At 74.1% G+C, this 21650-nt stretch carries 18 protein-coding genes; 10 read left to right on the top strand and 8 right to left on the bottom strand.

The features are described from left to right. Window positions 1–239 precede the first annotated feature (239 nt). Entirely contained in the window at window positions 240–1250 is a 1011-nt protein-coding gene (locus ACN27A_RS30715) for an NAD-dependent epimerase/dehydratase family protein (protein WP_421457968.1), read from the top strand. A 36-nt stretch (window positions 1251–1286) separates the two neighbouring features. On the opposite strand, the gene ACN27A_RS30720 is transcribed toward ACN27A_RS30715, so the two are convergent. Continuing rightward, window positions 1287–2261 (bottom strand): Acg family FMN-binding oxidoreductase, encoded by a 975-nt coding sequence (locus ACN27A_RS30720; RefSeq protein ID WP_421457969.1) that lies wholly within the window; start codon window positions 2259–2261, stop codon window positions 1287–1289. 280 nt (window positions 2262–2541) lie between these two features. Here ACN27A_RS30720 and ACN27A_RS30725 point away from each other — a divergent pair, with 280 nt between their 5' ends. Continuing rightward, a complete protein-coding gene (locus tag ACN27A_RS30725; protein WP_132233210.1) occupies window positions 2542–3180 on the top strand; it encodes a response regulator in 639 nt (212 codons plus the stop codon). 129 nt (window positions 3181–3309) lie between these two features. Here ACN27A_RS30725 and ACN27A_RS30730 read toward each other — a convergent pair whose 3' ends face one another. After that, complete coding sequence (locus ACN27A_RS30730) at window positions 3310–4941, bottom strand: GAF domain-containing protein (protein WP_421458683.1); 1632 nt, start codon at window positions 4939–4941, stop codon at window positions 3310–3312. Between the two features lie 143 nt (window positions 4942–5084). Further along, complete coding sequence (locus ACN27A_RS30735) at window positions 5085–6095, bottom strand: Acg family FMN-binding oxidoreductase (RefSeq protein ID WP_421457970.1); 1011 nt, start codon at window positions 6093–6095, stop codon at window positions 5085–5087. Window positions 6096–6285: 190 nt separating this feature from the next. Here ACN27A_RS30735 and ACN27A_RS30740 point away from each other — a divergent pair, with 190 nt between their 5' ends. Next, entirely contained in the window at window positions 6286–8628 is a 2343-nt protein-coding gene (locus tag ACN27A_RS30740) for a heavy metal translocating P-type ATPase (protein ID WP_421457971.1), read from the top strand. 102 nt (window positions 8629–8730) lie between these two features. Here the strand turns inward: ACN27A_RS30740 and ACN27A_RS30745 are convergent, their stop codons facing one another. From ACN27A_RS30745 to ACN27A_RS30755, 3 genes are all read right to left on the bottom strand, one after another. Beyond that, a complete protein-coding gene (locus ACN27A_RS30745) occupies window positions 8731–9603 on the bottom strand; it encodes a universal stress protein (RefSeq protein ID WP_421457972.1) in 873 nt (290 codons plus the stop codon). A gap of 223 nt (window positions 9604–9826) precedes the next feature. Beyond that, entirely contained in the window at window positions 9827–12229 is a 2403-nt protein-coding gene (locus tag ACN27A_RS30750) for a phosphoketolase family protein (RefSeq protein WP_421457973.1), read from the bottom strand. Window positions 12230–12325: 96 nt separating this feature from the next. Beyond that, window positions 12326–13183, bottom strand: coding sequence for a universal stress protein (locus ACN27A_RS30755; protein ID WP_421457974.1), 858 nt, complete (start codon window positions 13181–13183; stop codon window positions 12326–12328). A gap of 1135 nt (window positions 13184–14318) precedes the next feature. On the opposite strand from ACN27A_RS30755, the gene ACN27A_RS30760 reads away from it, so the two are divergent. Continuing rightward, window positions 14319–14912 (top strand): hypothetical protein, encoded by a 594-nt coding sequence (locus ACN27A_RS30760; RefSeq protein WP_421457975.1) that lies wholly within the window; start codon window positions 14319–14321, stop codon window positions 14910–14912. 151 nt (window positions 14913–15063) lie between these two features. Continuing rightward, window positions 15064–15312, top strand: a complete 249-nt coding sequence (locus ACN27A_RS30765) for a hypothetical protein (protein WP_421457976.1) — start codon at window positions 15064–15066, stop codon at window positions 15310–15312. 257 nt (window positions 15313–15569) lie between these two features. Here ACN27A_RS30765 and ACN27A_RS30770 read toward each other — a convergent pair whose 3' ends face one another. Next, a complete protein-coding gene (locus ACN27A_RS30770) occupies window positions 15570–16322 on the bottom strand; it encodes a PP2C family protein-serine/threonine phosphatase (RefSeq protein ID WP_421457977.1) in 753 nt (250 codons plus the stop codon). 109 nt (window positions 16323–16431) lie between these two features. Continuing rightward, window positions 16432–16866, bottom strand: coding sequence for a VOC family protein (locus tag ACN27A_RS30775; RefSeq protein ID WP_421457978.1), 435 nt, complete (start codon window positions 16864–16866; stop codon window positions 16432–16434). A gap of 133 nt (window positions 16867–16999) precedes the next feature. Here ACN27A_RS30775 and ACN27A_RS30780 point away from each other — a divergent pair, with 133 nt between their 5' ends. From ACN27A_RS30780 to ACN27A_RS30800, 5 genes are all read left to right on the top strand, one after another. Next, entirely contained in the window at window positions 17000–17236 is a 237-nt protein-coding gene (locus tag ACN27A_RS30780; RefSeq protein WP_089001290.1) for an HTH domain-containing protein, read from the top strand. Then, a complete protein-coding gene (locus ACN27A_RS30785; RefSeq protein WP_421457979.1) occupies window positions 17236–17814 on the top strand; it encodes a Clp protease N-terminal domain-containing protein in 579 nt (192 codons plus the stop codon). Before ACN27A_RS30780 ends, ACN27A_RS30785 begins: the two co-directional genes overlap by 1 nt. Before the next feature lie 262 nt (window positions 17815–18076). Beyond that, window positions 18077–19084, top strand: coding sequence for a diacylglycerol/lipid kinase family protein (locus tag ACN27A_RS30790; RefSeq protein WP_421457980.1), 1008 nt, complete (start codon window positions 18077–18079; stop codon window positions 19082–19084). Next, on the top strand, window positions 19077–20078 hold the full coding sequence (locus tag ACN27A_RS30795) for a YihY/virulence factor BrkB family protein (protein ID WP_357577568.1): 1002 nt from the start codon (window positions 19077–19079) through the stop codon (window positions 20076–20078). Before ACN27A_RS30790 ends, ACN27A_RS30795 begins: the two co-directional genes overlap by 8 nt. A gap of 79 nt (window positions 20079–20157) precedes the next feature. After that, entirely contained in the window at window positions 20158–21648 is a 1491-nt protein-coding gene (locus ACN27A_RS30800; protein WP_421457981.1) for a phosphatase PAP2 family protein, read from the top strand. Window positions 21649–21650 lie beyond the last annotated feature (2 nt).

The raw sequence follows: 21650 nt of genomic DNA on the forward strand, positions 1-21650 counted from the left end.
CGGAACGACGGCGCGGCGGGGGAGGACGTGTCGGGTTCCCGACGGGGCGCCGAGCGCGGTCCTGCCCGTCGGGGGCGAACCGGACGCGCGCGCTGTCAAACAGCTCTTCCTTCACCGGCCGGAGGCATCCGCCGTCCACTTCGGATCGTTTCCGTCCGGCCGGGGGTTCTGCCGTGGGCAGATCCGCTGACCGTGAACACGGAACCGGCGCGCCGCCCGGAGCGGGCACAGTGGAGCGCATGAGGCTGCTGGTGCTGGGCGGAACGGGATTCGTGGGCGGCGCGACGGTCGCCGAGGGCGTACGGCGGGGTTGGGCGGTGACCGTGTTCAACCGGGGGCTGCACGGCGCGACGCCGGAGGGCGTACACCGGTTGCGGGGTGACCGGACCGCGCCCGGCGGCCTGGCGGCGCTCGCGGACGGCGAGTGGGACCTGGTGGTCGACACCTGGGACGGCGCGCCCCGCGCGGCGCGCGACGCCGCCCGCGCGCTGGTCGACCGCGTCGGCCGGTACGTCTACGTCTCCAGCGGCTCCGTCTACGCGCCGCCCGTCGCGGCCGGGGTGGGCGAGGACGCTCCGGTGGTGGACGCGGAGCCGGACGCCGACGAGGGCGGCTATCCAACCAACAAGGCCGGCGCCGAGCGGGCCGTGCGGGAGACGTTCGGCGAGCGGGCGCTGATCGCCCGGGCCGGGCTGATCCTCGGGCCGGGGGAGGACATCGGCCGGCTGCCCTGGTGGCTGACGCGCATCGCGCGGGGCGGAGACGTGCTGGCGCCCGGCCCGGTCGACCTGCCGGTGCAGTACGTCGACGTGCGGGACCTGGCGGGCTGGATGCTGGACCTGGGCGCGGCGGGCCCGGGCGGGACGTTCAACGCGGTGAGCCGCCCCGGGCACGCGACGATGGGGGAGCTGCTCGACGCCTGCGTCGCGGCCACCGACGCCGACGCCCGGCTGCGCTGGACCGACCCGGAGCCGATCCTGGCCGCCGGCGTGGAGCCGTGGAACGACCTGCCGATCTGGGTCCCGGCCGGGCACGCGTACCGCTGGTTGCAGGAGCGCGGCGTCGAGCGCGCGTACGCGGCCGGGCTGACCTGCCGCCCGGCGGCCGAGACGGTCGCCGACACCTGGGCGTGGCTGCGGAAGGTGGGCACCGTCCCGCCCCGGGCGGGCCGACCGCAGCGCGCCCCCGTCGGGCTCGACCCCGACCGCGAGGCGGCGCTGCTCGCCGCGACGGGCGCGGGTGACGCCTGATCCGGTCGGACGGAAGGTGCCGGCTCGACCTGCCGGTCAGGACCGGGTGACCGGCAGGTCGAGCACCTCGTCCACGTCGCGGCGGGGGGTCGGCCAGCCCGGCTGGCCGTAGCCGACGCGCAGCACCATCTGCGGGGTGCCGAAGCGCCCCAGCGACAGCCGCAGCTGCTCGCGCGCCGACGGCACCTCGATCGGCTGGGACAGCATCGACGCCGCCAGCCCCGAGTCCGTCGCGGTCAGCAGCACCCGCTGCAACGCCTGCCCGGCGACGACCTGGTCGACGGCCGTGTTGCCGGGCGAGCCGAGCACCGCCACCAGCGGCTCGGGTTCGAAGTCCCGCCCGGGCGCCCGGTCGAGGCCGCCGAAGCCCCGCGACGGCAGCAGGTCCTGCGGTTCGCCCTGCGGGCCGCCGGACGCGGCCGGAATGCCGTCCGGGGCGGGCGCGGAGCGCACCCACTCCTGGCGTTCGGCCCGGTACTGCGGGCTGCGCTCCAGCACCCGGTGGGAGCTGCGGGCGAGTTCGCCGAACGCGTTCACCGCGCTGACGCCGACCACCAGCTCCAGCCAGCACTGCTCGGTGCGGGCCGCCTCGGTGAGGCGCCAGCGGGCGTCGGCGGGAACCGGGTCGGGCCAGAACGGCGCGCGGTTGCTGAACCGGCGGGGGATGGCGGCGTGCAGGGCCTGCTCGGCGGGGGTGGGGCGGCGCGGCACGTCCGGCACCAGCCGGGCCACCACGTCCGGCTGGGCCGGGTAGGGGCGCAGCCGCACCGTCGCCGGGGTGCCGGCAACGGCCAGGGCGAGCCGCAGGTTGAACAGCGCCGCCCCGCAGGCGATCCGCACGCCCCAGCCGGTGGGGTCGGTGGCCGGCAGCCGCCGGTCCGGGTCGACCAGCACCTCGATGCCGCCGTCGCGCAGCCGGAACCGCCACGGCTGGGTGTTGTGCAGCGACGGCGCGCGTACGGCGTCGGTGGCGGCGGCCCGTAGCTGCTCGACGGTGAAGCGGATGTCCATGGTCGTGCTCCTTCCGTGGCAGATCGTGCGCCGGCGGGTGGTACGTCTCCACGGTGCGTCGCCGGGGCGTCGCCCGGGCAGGGCCGGACGTCCCGTCCCGCCGGGCCCGACCGGCCCCGTCGCACGTGCGGGACTTCGGCCGTGTCGCGGGCCGGTGACCTCGGCTCGACCGCCCTGTCACTGGTCGGCGGGCCCGTTCGGGCCGCCGGTGGCGCGGGCGTTGCCGGTTCGGGACCTTCGACCCGTGCGGGAAGGGGTCGACAGCGGGTAGAAACGAGGGATGATCCGCGTGTTCCTGCTCGACGACCACGAGGTCGTCCGCCGTGGCCTGGCCGACCTGCTGGAAAGCAGCGGGGACATCGAGGTGGTCGGCGAGTCCGGCCTCGCCCAGGAGGCGGCCCGGCGCATCCCGGCGCTGCGGCCGGACGTGGCGATCCTCGACGCGCGGCTGCCCGACGGCAACGGCATCGACGTGTGCCGGGACGTCCGGGCCGTGGACTCCTCGATCAAGGGCCTGATCCTCACCTCGTACGAGGACGACGAGGCGCTCTTCGCGGCGATCATGGCCGGCGCCTCCGGCTACGTGCTGAAGCAGATCCGCGGCACCGACCTCGTCGACGCGGTGCGGCGGGTGGCGGCCGGGCAGTCGCTGCTCGACCCGGCGATCACCACCCGGGTGCTGGAGCGCATCCGCAGCGGCGTCGAGCAGCCCCGCGAGCTGAAGTCCCTCACCGAGCAGGAGCGGCGGATCCTGGAGTACGTGGCCGAGGGCCTCACCAACCGGGAGATCGCCGGGAAGATGTTCCTGGCCGAGAAGACCGTGAAGAACTACGTCTCCAGCGTGCTGGCCAAGCTGGGCCTGGAGCGCCGCACCCAGGCGGCCGTCCTCGCCACCCGCCTCCTCGGCAAGTCCCACTGACGCCTGCGGGCCCCAGTCGCACCGGCGGCACCGCCTGCGGGCCCAGCCGCGTAACGAAACCGCCTGCGGGCCCAGCCGCGCGGCGGCACCGTCTGCGGGCCCAGTCGCCCGGCAGCACCGCCTGCGGGCTCAGTCGCGCAGCGGCACCGACCAGCACACCTCGGTGCCCCGGGGCACCGCCCGGCGTACCACGAACTCGCCGTCGTGGCGCTCGGCGCGCTCGCGCAGGTTGACCAGGCCGCCCCGCGCGGCGGCCGGGTCGCAGCCCACCCCGTCGTCGGTGACGGTCACGGTCACCCGGCCCGCCTCGACCCGCACCGCCACCGCCACGCGGTCGGCCTGCGCGTGCCGTACGGCGTTGGAGAGCGCCTCCCGCAGCACGGCGGTGAGGTCCGGGCGGACCGCGTCGGGGACGGCGCTGTCAATCGGCCCGGTCAGCTCCAGGCGGGGCCGGTGGCCCAGCGACTCGGCGGCCACCTCGATCGCCTCCCGGATCTCGGTGCGCAGCGCCGCGCTCATCGGGGTGCGCAGCTCGAAGATGGTGCGGCGGATGTCCTTGATCGTGGCGTCCAGGTCGTCGACCGCCGCGTTGATCCGCCGGGCGACCTCCGGCTTCGTCGTCATCGGGGCGGCGCTCTGCAACTGCAGGCCGGTGGCGAAGAGCCGCTGGATGACCACGTCGTGCAGGTCCCGGGCGATGCGCTCGCGGTCCTCCAGGACCACCAGCAGCTCCCGCTCCTCCTGCCCGCGGGCCCGCTCCAGGGCCAGCGCGGCCTGCCCGGCGAAGCTGCCCAGCAGGGCCATGTCGTCGTCGTTGGCGACGGGCGCCCGGTCGGCCCGGTGCGCGATCACCAGCACCCCGTGCAGGGTGTCGGCAGTGGCTAGCGGCGCGATCATCGCCGGGCCGGTACGCAGCAGCGCCGGCCAGGGCGCGGCGTGGGCCAGGTCCGCCACCTGGTCGTGCCGGCCCTCGATGACGGCGGCGGCGAAGCTCGTCTCGGCCGCCGGCAACGCGGTGCCGACCAGGGCGCCGGCCTGCTCGTCGGCCCCGTCGACCACCTCGACGGTGAACTTCTCGCCGTCGGGGTCGTAGAGCAGCACGAGGGCGACCTCCGCCTCGGCGACCTCGCGGGCGCGCCGCGCCACCAGCGTCAACGCGTCGGTGCGGCGCACCTCGCCCAGCAGCACGGTGGTGATCTCGGCGGTCGCCGCGAGCCAGCGTTCCCGGCGGTGGGCCAGCGCGTAGAGGCGGGCGTTCTCGATCGCCACGCCGGCCGCGGCGGCGAGCGCGACGACGATCTCCTCGTCGTCCTCGGTGAACTCCGCGCCGCCCTGCTTCTCGGCGAGGTAGAGGTTGCCGAAGACATGGTCGCGGATGCGCACGGGAACGCCGAGGAAGCTGTGCATCGGCGGGTGGTGCGGCGGGAACCCGAAGGACTGCGGGTGCCGGGTGATGTCGGGCATCCGCAGCGGGCGGGGGTCGTCGATGAGCAGGCCGAGCACGCCCCGCCCGTGGGGCAGGTCACCGATCCTGGCGTGCAGCTCCGCGTCGATGCCGTAGGTGATGAAGTCGTGCAGCAGGCGGTCGTGGCCGATCACGCCCAGCGCGCCGTAGCGGGCGCCGACCAGCTCGCAGGCCGACTCCACGATCCGTTGCAGGGTGCTGCGCAGGTCCAGGTCCGTGCCGATGCCGACCACCGCGTCGAGCAGGGCACGCAGCCGCTCCCGGCTGGTCACCACCTCGCCGACGCGGTCCAGCATCTCCTGGAGCAGCTCGTCGAGCCGTACCCGGGACAGCGGGCTGAGCCCCAGGGAAGGGGTCACGTGCGGTTCGGGGCGGGGACTCGGTTCGCTGGCGGCCACCGGGCGATGGTAACCGCCCGGTGGCCGTGGTCCTGCCCGCGTCACGCGTCGGGGGAGCGCACCGCCGAGGTGTCGACGACCTGCGCGGCCTCCAGGCGCGGGGTGTGCGGCGGGCCCGCGTGCGCCGGGTCCGCGAGCCCCAGCCGGATCACGAGGTACGGGTAGCCGAGGCCCGCCAGCAGCCCGCGCAGCGTCTGCCGGGTGCCCGCGACCTCCACGACCCCGCTCAGCGGCACCACGGAGATCCCGAGCCGGGTCGCGGTCAGCCACGCGGCCGAGAGCGCCTCGCCGGCGCGCAGCCAGCTGTCCGGCTCGTCCTCGTCGCCGTAGAGCAGCCCGTACACGGCGGCCCGGTCGTGGCCGGGACCGACCGGCAGGGTGCCGGGGCGGCCGAAGTCGCGCGCCGGCACGGTGGTCTGCGGCGCCTCCGCGGGCAGCACCTCCGGCGGCAGGCCGGTGCCGGTGCCGGCCCGGCTGGTCCAGTACTCCAACTCCTCGCGCAGCTGCGAGTCCTCCGCCTCGACCGAGGCGGCGCGGCTGGCGACCGCGGCCAGCTCCAGGACGTTGTCGCGGTCGAGGAACTGGAGCTGGCAGCCTTCGGCGGCGACCGCCGAGGCGATCTCCCCGAGAGCGGCGGTCGGCACCGGCTCCTCGCTGACCGGGCGCCGGTCGGTGTGCCGCACCTGCATGCACTGCACCAGGCGCATGGCCTCCGGGTCGGTCTCCGCGCGGGCCATCCCGGTCAGCCGGGCCAGCAGGTCCTGGTCGGTCGGGTCGGGCATCCGCTCCACGACGGCGGTCCAGCCCTCCGCGGTCAGCGCGACCCGCGCGTGGTGCAGCGCCGCCCCGCAGCTGTACGCCAGCAGGCGGCCCTCCGGGTCGGTCGCCGTCAGCTTCGGGTCGCGGACCACCCGCAGCTCCAGCGCGTCCGGCAGCACCCGCCACCGCCACGGTTGGCTGTTGTGCACCGACGGGGCGTGCCCGGCCGTCGCGGCGGCCTCCGCGAGTGCGGTGGTCAGCGGACGCTCCGCCGCCGGTGTCTCGTGGCTCATGGTCACGACCTTTCCGTTTCTTCCCATCGTGCCCCAGCCCGACGGTGCCCCGGGCGGGGTTGCCGCTCCATCCTGCGCCATCCCCTCTGCCGACGCACGGTACGTAGGTCCCCGCGGGGCAGGGCAGCTAGCCCTTGCCGGTTCGCGCGGATGCCCTCCCGGGCGCGGTGGGCGCTGAGACGATCCGCAGGTGGGAACGGAACCGCGCGAGTGCGTGCCGGAGCAGCCGGTACGGCGGGACCGCTCGCGCCTGCTGCTCTGGGCGCCCCTGACCGGGGTGACGGTGCTGGTGCTGGCCGGGGCGGTGCTGTGGCTCGCCGGCCGTCGGGGCGCGGCCGAGGTGGTGTGGGCGTCCGCCACCGTGGCCGCCCTGTTGCCCGCCGCCTGGTCGGTGCTGCGGCAGCTGTGGCGCCGGCAGTTCGGGGTGGACGTGATCGCCGTGCTGGTCCTGGTCGGCGCGCTGGTGGTGCGGGAGTACCTGGCCGGGGCGGTGATCGCGGTGATGCTGGCCACGGGGCGGGCGCTGGAGGCGTACGCCCAGGGGCGGGCGACCCGGGACCTGCGGTCGCTGCTCACCCGCGCCCCCCGCACCGCCCGCCGGCGCGGCCCGGGCGGGAGCGTCGAGGAGGTGCCGCTGGACCGGGTGGCGGCGGGGGACCGGCTGCTCGTCGGGCCGGGCGACGTGGTGCCGGTCGACGGGCAGGTCGACGAGCCGGTGACCCTCGACGAGTCGGTGGTCACCGGTGAGTCCCAACTGGTGCGGCGCGCGGCCGGCGAGCAGGTAGCCAGCGGCGTGGTCAACGCCGGTGCCGGCTTCGGGATGCGGGCGACGCGCGACGCGGCGGGGAGCACGTACGCGGGGATCGTCCGGCTCGCCGAGGAGGCGACCGCCCACAAGGCGCCGATGGTGCGCCTCGCCGACCGGTACGCCGCCGCGTTCGTGCCGTTCACCCTGGTCCTGGCGGGGCTGGGCTGGCTGCTCTCCGGGGAGTTCGTGCGGGCGGTGGCCGTGCTGGTGGTCGCCACCCCGTGCCCGCTGCTGCTGGCCACCCCCATCGCGATCGTGTCGGGGCTGTCGCGTACCGCCCGGCGCGGGGTGCTGGTCCGCGACGGCGGCTCCCTGGAGCTGCTCGGCCGGGCCCGCACCCTGCTGGTCGACAAGACCGGCACACTGACGGCCGGCCGCCCCCGCGCCGCCGAGGTCGTGGCCGCCCCCGGCGGCGACCGCGACGACGTGCTGCGTCTCGCCGCCTCCGTCGAGCAGCTCTCCCCGCACGTGCTGGCCCGCGCGCTGGTGGCGCAGGCGCGCGAGCGGGGCCTGTCGCTGACCGAGCCGGCGGGGGTGACCGAGGAGCCGGGCCGGGGCGTACGCGGATCGGTCGACGGGCGGCAGGTGCGGGTCGGCCAGCTCGACGGTGACCTGCCCGACTGGGCGGGGAGCGCCCGGTCCCGCGCCGAGCTGGCCGGCCGCTCGGTGGTCTGGGTCAGCGGCGAGCGGGACCCGCTCGGGGCGATCCTGCTGGAGGACCCGGTACGCCCCGACGCGCGCCGCACCGTGCGCCGGCTGCGCGAGGCGGGGCTGCGGCGCATCGTGATGGTCACCGGGGACCGGCCCGACGTCGCCGCCCAGGTGGCGGGGGTGGTGGGCGTGGACGACGTGGTGGCCCGGTGCGACCCCGCGGAGAAGGCGACCCGCGTACGTGAGGAGGCGCGCCAGGCCGTCACCGTGATGGTCGGCGACGGGGTGAACGACGCCCCCGCCCTCGCCGAGGCGCACGTCGGCGTGGCCATGGGCGCCACCGGGGCGACCGCCTCGGCCGACGTCGCCGACGCGGTGCTCACCGTCGACCGGCTGGACCGGCTCGCCGACGCGGTGGAGATCGCCCGGTACGCCCGCAGGATCGCGGTGCAGAGCGCCAGCGTGGGGATGGGCCTCGCGGTGCTGGCGATGCTGGCCGCGGCCCTGGGCTGGCTCCCGCCGGTCGCCGGGGCGTTCCTCCAGGAGGGCATCGACGTGCTGGTGATCCTCAATGCGCTGCGCGCCCTCGGGGGCGGGCTACGCCGCCGCGACGTGCCGCCGGGCACCCGGGAGCTGCTCGACCGGTACGCGGCCGAACACGGCGGGATCCGCGACGTGCTCGCCGCGCTGACGGACACCGCCGACCTGGTCGCCACCGCGCCGGACGCGCCGCAGTGCCTGCCGACGCTGCGCGGGACGCACCGCCGGCTGGTCGACCAGGTGCTGCCGCACGAGGCGGCCGAGGAGCGCCAGCTCTATCCGGCGCTGGCCGACCCGCTGGGCAGCGCCGAGGCCACCTCGACGATGAGCCGCGCCCACGTGGAGATCCGGCGGCTGGTGGACCGGATCGGCGCCCACCTCGCGCAGGCCGGCGACGGCCCGCTGCGCCGGGACCAGCTCACCGACCTGCTCGCCGCCCTCTACGGCCTGGCGGCCATCCTGCGGCTGCACCTCGCCCAGGAGGAGGAGGACTACTTCTCGCTCAGCCCGGCGGAACCCGCCGAGAGCCGCTGAGCGCCCCGCCGGGCGTCGTGGCGTGGCCGGCGGCTGGTGCTGTGTGCAAGGAAGGGCCCCCTGCACATCAGGATGCGATGGCAGAGGGCCCTTCCTGACCGCTCAGCGTTCCCGGACCACCGCCACCGGGCAGTGCGCGTGCTGGATGAGCTGCTGGCTGACCGAGCCGAGCAGCATCCCCTTCAGGCCGCCCCGGCCCCTGGTGCCCACCACCACCAGACGCGCGTCGCGGCTGGCGTCGACCAGCAGGGACGCGGCGCTGCCCTCCGTGACCTCCACGGTGACGGCCACGTCGGGGAACGTCGCACCCCACCGGGCGAGCGGCTCGTCCAGCTCGGCCCGGTCGACCGCCGAGGCCTCCCGCGCCTCGGGACCCGTCGGCGGGCGCTGACCGGCGGGCGCGTGCCAGGCCCGCACCACGCGCAGGGGCACCCGTCGGGCCGCTGCCTGCTCGAACGCGAAGCCCAGCGCGAGCAGCGAACACTCCGAGCCGTCCACGCCGACCAGGATGTGCCCGCTCCGGCCACCGGCAGCGGCCTCGCCGCGGATCACCACCACGGGGCAGTGCGCATGGGCGGTGACCGCGACGGCGGTGGAGCCCACCAGCAGCCCGCCGAAGCCGCCGTGTCCCCGGGTGCCCAGCACCAGCAGGTCCGCCTGCGCCGAACGTTCCTGGAGCACCAGCGCGGGCGGCCCGTCGAACACCTCACCCGTGACCGTCAGTTCCGGGTGCGCGGCGGACGCGTCCGCCGCCGCCTTGCGGACCAGCTCCTCGACCTGCCGGCGGGCCGTCTCGTCAGGCCAGACGCCGGGAGCGACGCCGGGACCGATCCAGCCGGCCACGGTGAGCCACTCGAAGACGTACGCCAACCGCACCGGCCGTCCGCTGCGGCCGGCCTCCTCCAGCGCCCACTCCAGCGCGGCGGAGGCGTCGGCGGAGCCGTCGTAGCCGACCAGGATCTCGTTGCCGCTCATCGGGTCCACCTCTCGTTCGCGGCTGCGGGGGTCACCAGGTGACTCCTCGCGCCCGCTGGTACCGGCCTTTCGTTCGCGACTGCGGGGCTCGCAAGCTCACTCCTCGCGCTCACTGGTGCTGGCCTTTCGTTCGCGACTGCGGGGCTCGCAAGCTCACTCCTCGCGCTCACTGGTGCTGGCCTTTCGTTCGCGACTGCGGGGCTCGCAAGCTCACTCCTCGCGCTCACTGGTCCCCCCGGAGTCCCGGGTCCGTCTCGCGGACCCAGCGCCACTCCGCGACCCGGGGGTCGTCCTCGCCGTGTTCGCGGGTGTAGTCCCGGCAGGACTGGCGCGCGTCGACCATCTCCTGCCGCAGGTGGGCGGCCCGGTCGGCCAGCCCCGGCACCCGGTCGATGACGTCGATGACCAGGTGGAAGCGGTCCAGGTCGTTGAGCATCACCATGTCGAACGGCGTGGTGGTGGTGCCCTCCTCCTTGTAGCCGCGTACGTGCAGGTTCTCGTGGTTGGTCCGCCGGTAGGTCAGCCGGTGGATGAGCCACGGATAGCCGTGGTACGCGAAGATGACCTGCCTGTCCCGCGTGAAGATCGTGTCGAACTCCTTGTCCGACAGTCCGTGCGGGTGCTCCGTCGGCGGTTGCAGGCGCATCAGGTCGACCACGTTGACGACCCGTACCTTCAGCTCCGGCAGGTGCCGGTGCAGCAGGTCCGCGGCGGCCAGCGTCTCCAGCGTCGGCACGTCCCCGGCGCAGGCGAGCACCACGTCCGGCTCGCTGCCGGCGTCCGTGCTGGCCCAGTCCCAGATCCCGATGCCGCGCCGGCAGTGCTGCACGGCCTCGTCCATCGACAGCCAGTTCGGGGCGGGCTGCTTGCCGGCCACCACCACGTTGACGTAGTGCCGGCTGCGCAGGCAGTGGTCCATCGTGGAGAGCAGGGTGTTGGCGTCCGGCGGCAGGTAGACGCGTACCACCTCGGCCTTCTTGTTCATCACGTGGTCGATGAAGCCCGGGTCCTGGTGGGAGAAGCCGTTGTGGTCCTGGCGCCACACGTGGCTCGAGAGCAGGTAGTTCAGCGAGGCCACCGGACTGCGCCACGGGATGCCCCGGGTCACCTTCAGCCACTTGGCGTGCTGGTTGACCATGGAGTCGACGATGTGGATGAACGCCTCGTAGCTGGTGAAGATGCCGTGCCGGCCGGTCAGCAGGTAGCCCTCCAGCCAGCCCTGGCAGAGGTGCTCGGAGAGGACCTCCATCACCCGCCCGTCGGCGGAGAGGTGGTCGTCGCCGGGCACGGTGCCGGCCATCCAGGCCCGGCCGGTGACCTCGAACGCCGCGCCGAGCCGGTTCGAGGCCACCTCGTCCGGGCCGAAGAGGCGGAACGTCTGCGGGTTGGCGGTGATCACGTCGCGGACCCACGGGCCGAGGGCCCCGGTCGCGCCGGCCACGGTCTCGCCGGGCCGCTGCACGTCGACGGCGTACTCGCGGAAGTCCGGCAACGTCAGGTCCCGCAGCACCGTCCCGCCGTTGGTGACCGGGTTGGCGCTCATCCGCCGCTCGCCCCTGGGCGGCAGCGCGGCCAGCTCGGCGACCGGTGCGCCGGTGGCGTCGAAGAGTTCCTCCGGCCGGTAGCTGCGCAGCCAGCGCTCCAGCTCGGCCAGGTGCTCCGGGTTCTTGCGCACCTCGGACAGCGGCACCTGGTGCGCGCGGTAGGTGCCCTCGACCTGTTTGCCGTCGACGTCCCGCGGACCGGTCCAGCCCTTCGGCGTACGCAGGACGATCATCGGCCAGCGGGGGCGCTCGACGGCGCCGCCCGAGCGGGCCCGCCGCTGGATGGCGCCGATCTCGTCCAGCGCCCGGTCCAGCGTGCCGGCGAGCGCCTGGTGCACCGTCGCCGGGTCGTCGCCGGCGACCACGTACGGCTCGTAGCCGAAGCCGCGCATCATGGCGAGGAGGTCGTCCTCGTCGATCCGGTCCAGCACCGTCGGATTGGCGATCTTGTAGCCGTTGAGGTGCAGGATCGGCAGCACCGCGCCGTCGCGGGCCGGGTTGAGGAAGACGTTGGAGAGCCAGCTTCCCGCCAGCGGGCCGGTCTCCGCCTCCCCGTCGCCGATGACGCAGGCCACCAGCAGGTCCGGGTTGTCGAACGCCGCGCCGTAGGCGTGGCTGAGCGCGTACCCCAGCTCGCCGCCCTCGTGGATCGAACCCGGCACCTCCGCCGCCACGTGGCTGGGGATGCCGCCGGGGAACGAGAACTGGCGGAACAGACCTGCCATGCCGGCCTCGTCGCGGCCGATGTGGTGGTACACCTCGCTCCAGGTGCCCTCCAGCCAGGTGTTCGCGACGATCGCCGGGCCGCCGTGACCGGGACCTGTGACGAACAGGGCGGACAGGTCGCGGGCGACGATGACCCGGTTGAGGTGGGCGTAGAGCAGGTTCAGGCCGGGACTGGTGCCCCAGTGGCCGAGCAGTCGCGGCTTGACGTGCTCGGGCGCCAGCGGCTCGCGCAGCAGCGGATTGTCCAGCAGGTAGATCTGCCCGACGGTCAGGTAGTTCGCCGCCCGCCAGTAGGCGTCCAGCCGGCGCAGCTCGTCATCGGTCAGGGGGCTGTGCAGGTCGAGAGCGGTGTCCATACTGCATGAGCCTCTCGCGGGTAGGGGAATCCTGCATCCTCGGAGCGCGGATTCGTCCGGGCCGGCCCCAGCATCGCCTGTCGACGCCGGTGTGGATCAGGGCCGTTGGTCCCGTGGGTGCCGGGCATCGCGCCCGTGCCCCGGAATCCCCGTCAGCCCGCGCACGACGATCACCGGGGCGGGGGAGTGGTAGAGCAGCGCCTGACTCACCGCGCCGAGCATGCCCCGCCACGGCTCGTCGCCCCGGGCGGCGACCAGCACCACCTGCGCCGAACGGGACTGCTCCACCAGGACATTGCCGGGATCGCCGCGGATCGTGTGGCACTCCACGGCCACCGACGGAAACCGACGCGCCGACCGCTCCACCAGCCCGACGAGCAGCTCGGCATCCTCCGCGCCCTGCTCCGACTCGACGACGCGGACCGCTGACAGCCGCGCCTTCCGCCGGGCCGCGCACTCGAACGCCCACTCCAACGCGGCCTGCGAGCTGTCGGAGCCGTCCACCCCGACCAGCACCGGCCCCTGCGGGGGCGGCTCCCGGCGGACCACCAGCACCGGGCAGCCGGCGCGGGCGGCGAGCTGCACCGTGGGCGCTTCGACCGACACGCACTCGCCGCTGGTCGCCATGCCGCCGTCCCCGACGGCGAGCAGGAACGCCGTCTCCGACCGGCGGACCAGGGTGTCGACGAGGGCACCTTCGACGATCTCGCCGCCCACCGGCAGCCCCGGCTCGACCTCGGCGACGATCTCCGTGGCCCGGGACATCAGCTCCTCGGCGTCCGCGCGTGGCCCCGCGACCGACGGCGCTTGCAGCGCGGCCGTCCAGTTGAACGCGTGCAGCAGACACAGCGGACGGTTGTGCGCGGCGGCCTCCTGCGCGGCCAGCCTGACCACGGGCAGGTTGCGCTCCGTGCCGAGCCCGACCAGCACCGCCGCGTCGGTGGGTGCGGCCATCCGAATCACCTCCGCAGGCGTCGCGCCCGGCCCTCCTGTCGAGGCTAGTCGCGCCGGTAGCACGGTGGGGCGGGATCGCGGGCGACGGAGGGGCGGGGGTTTCGGGCTGGGGTGTCTGCGGGGCCGGGCCCGTGCTCGGGGTGTGTGTGCGTCGGGTGGTTGCGGTGCGTCGTGGTGGGGGTGTGGCCCGCCGTGCCCGGCTCCGGGCGGTCAGGCTTGATCCCTGCGCCGGGCACGGCGGGCCACACCCCGTCGGTGCCCACTCTCGCGCCGTTCGCCGGGATCCCACTGGAGATCTTGGCAAGCTCTCGCGTCCGCCCGCCGGGCTGCCGGAGATCTTGGCAAGAAACGGCCCCTCCAGGGGGCCTCTCGTACCAAGATCTCCATCGGTACCTCCGTGACCCGGGATCCGAGGCGACTTTGGTGACGGCAGTGACCCGAGTGACCCGGCCCGTCCGGCCCGTCCGGCCCGTCGGGCCCATCCGGCTCACCGGGCCCATCCGGCTCACCGGGCCCTTCCGGCTCATCGGGCCCACCCCGGCTCACCCGGGTTCACTTGGATGAGCACGACGAGCCCAAGGGGCCTCGGTGAGCCGGCCGAGCAAGTGAGCCGGGAGTCGATAACCCGTGGACCCGGGTGTGACCGGATGTCCGGTTTCGTGGTAGCTGGCTGGGGCGGCTTGAGCCGGTGAGTCGTCAGCGGGTTGGCGTGTCGGTGCCGGGTGTGCGGTTTGGGGGTGTGACCGGGGGCATCGTGGGGGCGGAATCGTGGCGGGGGCGGGGTCGTTACATCCTGCGTACGGCCGAGCAAGACCACGCCGCCGAGGTCACGCCGCCCCGACAGATGGCGGGCCCGGGGCGCCCGGAATGATGGCGGGCCGGCGGTGGTTACACATGGTCCGGCCGACGCGAGGGCGTCCCCCGCCCCGCACGACAGCTCGGCCCCCTTCTGGCCCGCACGGGTCCTCCGGCCGGCACGGCCGATCTGATCTTTCCTCCGGCTCAATGTCGGAGATCCTCTCCAGGTTCGCTGGAGATCCTCCGTGAGTTCATGAGCGCCGGACGGTGCTTGCATCCGCGTGAAGCCGATCCCCCTTCGGTGTGTGGGTGCCGACCCCCGAATGGAGCGTTTCTGATGAACACGATCATGCGTAAGAGCGTTCTCGGTATTGCTGGTCTCGCGTTCGCCGGTGGCGTGTTCGCCGGTCCCGCGACCGCGCACGCGGCCCCGTCCGTGGACGCCAGGGCAGTGGCGGTGGCCGTGCAGGCCGACAAGCCGTCGGTCGACACGGGCAAGCTGATCCCGCACGGTGTGCAGGGCGCGCAGTCGCGTATCGACCTCTCCGACGAGCAGGTCGCCAACGTCAAGGCCATCATCGCGGCGACGAAGAAGGCCGGCATGGACGAGCGCGCCGCCGTCGTCTCCATCGCCACCGCACTGCAGGAGTCGAAGCTGGAGAACCTGGGTCACCTGGGTGACCGCAACGACCACGACTCGCAGGGCCTGTTCCAGCAGCGCCCGTCCTCCGGGTGGGGCACGGTCGAGCAGATCACCGACCCCGAGTACTCGACGACGGCGTTCCTGAAGGGCCTCAAGCAGGTCGACGGGTGGCAGGACATGCCGCTGACCAAGGCCGCGCAGACCGTGCAGGTCTCGGCCTACCCGGACCACTACGCCCAGTGGGAGCAGATGGCCGCCGACCTCGTCACCGAGCACTGGAACAGCTGACCTGTACCCCCGTCGTGAGAATCAACGCCCGACTGGCCGGACCCCGCAACCCGGGGCCCGGCCAGTTCGGCGTCTGCCGGCCTGTGCGTGCCGTGCAGGCCCGGTTGTAGTCCGCCGCGCCCCGGTTGCGGGTCCCGGCGATGATGGGGCCATGTCTGCGTGGGACAAGTGGCGGGGCCGCCTGGGCACGGTCCTCGGTACGGTCGGGCTCTCGGTGTTCATGCCGGTCGCGGCCTGGGCATCGTCGGGCAGCGGTGAGATCGTGGTGCGGGCGGGACAGAACGCACGCCCCGCCAAGCCCGGGTTCGGTGGCTTCGACTGCTGCCTGATGGTCGTCTTCGGCATCGGTCTGCTGGTGGTGCTGCTCATCAAGCTCGCCCGCAACCGCCCCCCAGACTGACACCGCGACCGCCACCGCCCAGGTTCTGACCACGCTCGACGTCCGATTCTTCGCCGCGCCCGCTCCCCGCTGACTGCCGTGCCGCGAAATCTGTGCAGACGGTGCAGGTGTCGGCCTACCCCGACCACTACGCCCAGTGGGACCGCCGGCCTGGGTGGCCGAGCACTGGAACAGCTGACAGCAGTAGCCGAATCGCCGCTGGCCGGCACCCAATCTCGGGGTGCCGGCCAGCGGCGTCTGCGGCGGGTGGACCCCCTTCAGCGGGGAGTCGTGGCGTGGACCCGGACGATCACGGCGGTGGCGTTGTCGTCGCCGCCGGCCTCCAGGGTGCCGTGGAGCAGGTCCCGCACCGCTTCCTCCGGTCGCGGTGCCGCCAGGAGTTCCCGCATCAGGTGGTAGTCGACCTGGTCGCTGACGCCGTCGGTGCAGAGCAGCCAGACGTCGCCGGGGCGCAGCGACACCGCGAGCAGGTCCGCCTCCGGCTCGTCCGGATGGCCGGCGTAGCGGGTGAGCTGGTAGCGGGCGCGGTCGGCGGCGGGGGAGCCGACCGGGTACCAGCCGTGCAGTACGCCCAGCCAGGCCGCAGTGTGGTCGACGGTGAGGAGTTCCAGCAGGCCGTCGCGCAGGCGGTAGGCGCGGGAGTCGCCGAGCTGGACGAGCCAGCCCTGCCCGCCGTCGGGCTCCACGAGCAGGGCGGTCAGGGTGCAGCCGGTCAGCTCCGCCAACTGTGCGCCGGCGGCGCGTACGGCTGACTGGACGTGGGCCACGGCGGCGCGCAACTGGCGCGCGTCGACCGCGGGCCAGGCGGCCCGGACCTGCGCGACGAGAGTGCCCATGGCCGTCGTGCCGGCCCGGCGGCTGCCCTCGCCGGCGCCCATGCCGTCGACCACCGCGACGAAGGGCAGGGCGGGGTCGACGTGCAGCACGTCGAAGTTGGCCGGGTAGCGGTTGCCGACCACGCTGCCGCCGGCGAACTCCAGCGTGACCTCGCCGAGCGGGAGACGGTGCACGTCACCGGGCACGGTGACCTCGGCGCGGCGGCCGGCGGAGGAGGGGCACCGGCGGATCGTACTGTGGGTTGCCGGGGCAGGTGGTCCGGGTTGCCCCGTTCGCGGCCACTCAGTCGAGACAGAACTCGTTGCCCTCGACGTCCTGCATCACGAGGCACGACTCGTCGTAGCCGTCGGCAGTCAGCAGTCGCACGCGCACCGCGCCGAGCGCGACCAGTCGAGCGCATTCCGCCTCGAGCGCGGCCACGCGCTCCTCACCCACGAGTCCGGTGCCGACCCGCACGTCGAGATGCAGCCGGTTCTTGACGACCTTGCCTTCGGGAACGCGCTGGAAGAACAGTCGCGGGCCCACACCTGTGGGATCGCCGCAGGCGAACGCGGAACCCTGCCGCTCGGGCGGCAGCGCGCGATCGAAGTCTTCCCAGGTGGCGAACCCCTCCGGTGGCGGCGGTACGACGTATCCCAACGCCTCGCACCAGAAACGAGCGACGCGCTCAGGTTCTGCGCAGTCGAAGGTGACCTGGACCTGCTTTACCGACGCCATCGGACCACCATAGAGGGGGGATCTTCCGTCGTCTCCCCCGTTTCGCTGCGCACCCACGCCTGGCGTCCGGTGGCCCGGACGAGTGTTGTCAACATGGGTTGACGTGGTCGCGATGTCAACGTAAGTTGACGACATGAGTCAGGCAACGGAACTCGCGGCGGCAGCCGGCAGCACCGACCCCCGGGTCGGACTGCGCGCCGTCCGCGCGCTGCGCCGGTTGCTCGAACGGCTCGAGGTGGTCCAGGTGGACAACGCCCGTCGACAGGGCTGGTCCTGGCAGGAGATCGCCGACGAGCTCGAGGTCAGCCGGCAGGCGGTCCACAAGAAGCACGCCGGTCGTCCGGCGGTCGGATCCTCCTGGGAGGCGTGATGTTCGAACGGTTCACCGACCGGGCCCGCACGGTCGTGCGGTACGCCCGGGACGAGGCCCGGACCGAGGGCGAGCGGCCCGTCGGGACCGAGCACCTGCTGCTCGCCCTGCTCTCCGACGGCGACAACCTCGCCGCCCGGGTGCTCGCCGAGGCCGGCCTCCGCGCCGACGACCTGCGGGCCCGCGTCCGCCGGCACACCGCGCGCGGAGCCACCGGCCTCGCCGACGCCGACGCGGCGGCCCTGCACGAGATCGGCATCGACCTGGCCGCCATCGTGGCCCGGATCGAGGAGTCCTTCGGCCCGGACGCGCTGCGCGAGGCCGCGCCGGCGCCGCGCCGCCGCTGGGGTCGCTGGCGGTACGCGGGCGGCCCCTTCTCCCCGCGCGCCAAGAAGGTGCTGGAGCTTGCGCTGCGGGAGGCGTTGCGGCTGCGCCACCGCCACATCGGCACGGAGCACATCCTGCTCGGCGTGCTCCGCGAGGGCCATGGGCTGGGCGCACGGGTGCTCACCGAGGCCGGCGCCGACCTCGACGACCTGCGTCGCCGCGTCGAGACGGCTCTCCGCACCCCCGCCTGACCCCCGCCCCCGCCTGACCCCCGCCCCCGCCTGACCCCCGCCCCCGCCCCGCCCCCTGCCCGTCGATCATGAGGTTGGCGGTGATGTCGATCTCCAGGACCACCGCCAACCTCATGATCGACGGGGCGCAGGCGGGGTGGGGTGGGGGTGGGGTGGGGTGGGTGGGGAACGGTCCCGGGCGGGGGCAAACGTGTTTGCGCTGCGCGTAACATCACCGCGCCGCCGGGTCGCTGCCGTGCCGGATCTGCTGCACACTGGCGCCGTGGACCCTCGACAGGACAAGCGACGCGCGGCACCCGACGGCGGTGGCCTGCGCTCCGCCGTGGTGGTCAACCCGGTGAAGGTGGCCGACCTCGACGAACTGCGTCAGACGGTCCACGACGCCCTCGCCGCGGCCGGCTGGCCCGAGCCGCTGTGGTTCGAGACCACGGTCGAGGACCCGGGCCGCGGCCAGACGCAGGAGGCGGTCGAGGCCGGCGTGGACGTCGTCTTCGCGTGCGGCGGCGACGGCACCGTGATGGCCTGCGTCAGCGGCCTGGTCGGCACCGAGGTGGCGCTCGCCGTGCTGCCCCAGGGCACCGGCAACCTGCTCGCGGCCAACCTGGGCCTCTCGGGTGACCTGGCCGCCGGGCTGGAGGTCGCCGTCGAGCGTGGCCGCCGGCTGCTCGACGTCGGCGCGGTCGAGGACCACTACTTCACGGTGATGGCCGGCATGGGCTTCGACGCCCAGATGCTCGCCGACACCTCGGAGACCACCAAGAAGCGGATCGGCTGGCCGGCGTACGTCGTGGGGGCCGCCCGGCACCTGCGCGACCGGCCGATGCGGGTCTCCATCCGCATCGACGACCAGCAGCCCATCCGCCGCCGGGCCCGCTCCGTCCTCGTCGCCAACGTCGGCCGCCTCCAGGGCGGGGTGCGGCTGCTCACCGACGCCGAACCGGACGACGGCTACCTCGACGTCGCGGTGCTCACCCCGCGTACGCTGCGGCAATGGCTGGCGCTCGGCTGGGCGGTCGTACGCCGCCAGGACCGCGTCCCCCGCATGGAGGTCTTCAAGGCCAGGCGGGTGGAGATCACCAGCAACCGGGCCCAGCCCCGGGAGCTCGACGGCGATCTCATCGAGCCGGGTCGCACCCTGAAGGCCGAGATCCGGCGGCGGGCGCTGTGGCTCTGCGTGCCGCAGCCGGCGCAGGATCCCGACCTGGCCGAGGACGCGAAGGCGGCCGCCGAGCGTGGTGAGCAGCTGATCGAGGAAGCCCGCCGTGAGTAGCACCCGCATCGTGCCGGAGACCCGGCTGATGTCCGACGAGGAACTCAACGCCGACGACGCCTGGCACACACTGCGCCGGCAGGGCGGCTGGCACCTGCTGCGCGACGCGTTCATCCGGTTCCGCTACGGCGACGGGTTCAGCCACTCGCGCGCCTTCGCGCTGCAACTCTGCCTCGCCGTGGTGCCGTTCCTGATCGCGCTGACCGGTCTGATCAGCGAACTCGGCGTGGAGGAGGGCGGCCGGGTGGTCGCCGACACGGTCCTGGCCCTCACCCCCGGGGCGAGCGAACCGATGGTGGCCGAGCTGCTCGGCGAGGGGGACCGCACCGAACGCGCCGGGGAGCTGGCGCTCGGCCTCGGCATGCTCACCGGCCTGGTCGCGCTGACCACCACCATGGCCCAGATCGAGCGCGGCGCCAACCGGATCTACGGCGTGGAGCGGGACCGGCCCGCGCTGTGGAAGTACGTCCGCGCGAGCGTCCTCGCCCTCACCGCCGGCGTACCGGCGCTCACCGGGTTCCTGATCCTCGTCGGCGGCGGCCCGATGGGCGACTCGGTGCAGCGACACTACGCCTGGGGCGAGTTCGCCAACGGCCTCTGGAACGTGGTGCGCTGGCCGCTCAGCCTGGGCCTGACCGTCCTCGCCGTCGCGGTGATCTTCCGGCACGCTCCCCGCCGCAAGCAGCCCGGCCTGTCCTGGCTCTTCTTCGGCGCCGGCATCGCCACCGCGCTGTGGTGGCTGGCCAGCCTCCTGCTCGCCGCGTACGTGCGGTTCAGCGGCGGGTTCGGCCAGACGTACGGGGCGCTGACCGGGATGATGGCGTTGCTGCTCTGGGCCAACCTGACCGGCATGGCCCTCTTCGGTGGACTCTCCTTCGCCGCCCAGCTGGAGGCGCTGCGCATCGGGGTGCGCGAGCCCGCCCAGCCCGACCTCTGGGAGCCCGAGGCCGAGCGCCAGGAGATCCACGACACCGGCGAGATGAGCTCCCTCTAGCTCCGCATCGGACATCCCCCGGTGTACGCGGAGCGCCGATCGGGTAATGCGGCACGCCAGAAGCGAGAGGGAGGCTGCCGTGGGCGCGGTCAAAGAGGCGTTGCGACGACCCTTGGGTCACTTCACTGAGCGTACGCTCGCCGGCCTGGCGATCGTCCTCGGTGCCGGGGTCGGGTTCGGGATTCTCCTCGTGCTGGTCCGGACCCGGTGGTCCCCGCTCTACGACGTCGACCACGGCGTGGCCGCCTGGCTCAACGACCTGGTCGCCCCGCACGGGCCGCTGGTGACCGTGCTCAACGCGCTCACCGACCTCGGCGGGCGGGCCGTCATCATCTGGCTGGTGTCGGTCGCCGTGGTCGGGCTGCTGATCCGCAAGCAGGGGCGGCTCGCGGTGTTCCTCATCGTCACCGGCGTCGGCGCGCTCGTCCTCGACCCGGCGCTCAAGACGCTTGTCGACCGGCTGCGCCCCGAGGTGGACGTGCCCATCGGCACGTACGCCGGGGACAGCTTCCCCAGCGGCCACGCGCTCGGCTCGATGGTCGCGTACGGGGCGCTGCTGCTGGTCTTCCTGCCGGCCATGTCGCGCCGCTGGCGCAAGCCCGCGATCGCCCTGGTCGCCCTCGTCGTCTTCCTCATCGGACTGACCCGGATCGCGCTGGGCGTGCACTTCGTCTCGGACGTGCTGGGGGCCTGGCTGCTCGGCGCCGCCTGGCTCGGCGTCACCGCGTACGCCTTCCGGCTCTGGCGGTTGGAGCGCGGCCGGCCGGTCCCGGCGTTGACCGACGGGCTGGAGCCGGAGGCCGCGCACGACGTGGCGCCCGCCCCCGACGAGGCGCACCTGTTGCCGCACCCCCGGGCCGCCGTGTTCGAGCTGATCGTCGGCTGGGTGCTGATCCTCGGCGCGCTCTACGGCTTCGGCATGTTCGTCAGCTACCACGCCGGCGGCACCTTCTTCGCCACCCTGGACACGGACGTGCCGAGGTGGTTCGCCGAGCACCGCACCCCCGGCCGGGACGACTTCAGCTACTGGTGGAGCAAGGTCGGCGACACCCACGCCATCCTGCTCATCTCGCTGGTCTTCTGCCCGCTCGTGCTGGCCGTCTGGCGGCGTTGGCGGCCGGTGCTCTTCGTGGCACTGACCATGTTCGGCGAGCTGAGCCTCTTCCTCGCCTCCGCCGCCGCGGTCGACCGGCCGCGACCGCCCGTCGGCAACCTCGACGGGCCGATGCCGACCTCCTCCTTCCCGTCCGGCCACATCGCCGCCACGCTCTGCGTCTGGGTGGCGATCGCGGTGATCGTCTTCCCGCGTACCGACCGGTGGTGGCGGTGGATCTTCGTGGCGCTGGCGGTCGTGATGCCGGCCGGCGTGGCCATCAGCCGGATGTACCGGGGGATGCACCACCCCACCGACTTCATGGGCGCGATCATCCTCACCACCCTCTGGATCGGGCTGCTCTACTGGGTGCTCCGCCCCAACGAGGACGTCCACGAGGGCAACCGGCCGAGCATCGAGTCCGAGGACGTGCACACCCTCGACGACGAGCTGGCCAAGGCCGGTCGGGCGGACTGACG

Origin of the sequence: Micromonospora sp. WMMD737 (genome assembly GCF_049179055.1) — a bacterium.
Classification (GTDB): domain Bacteria; phylum Actinomycetota; class Actinomycetes; order Mycobacteriales; family Micromonosporaceae; genus Micromonospora; species Micromonospora reichwaldensis.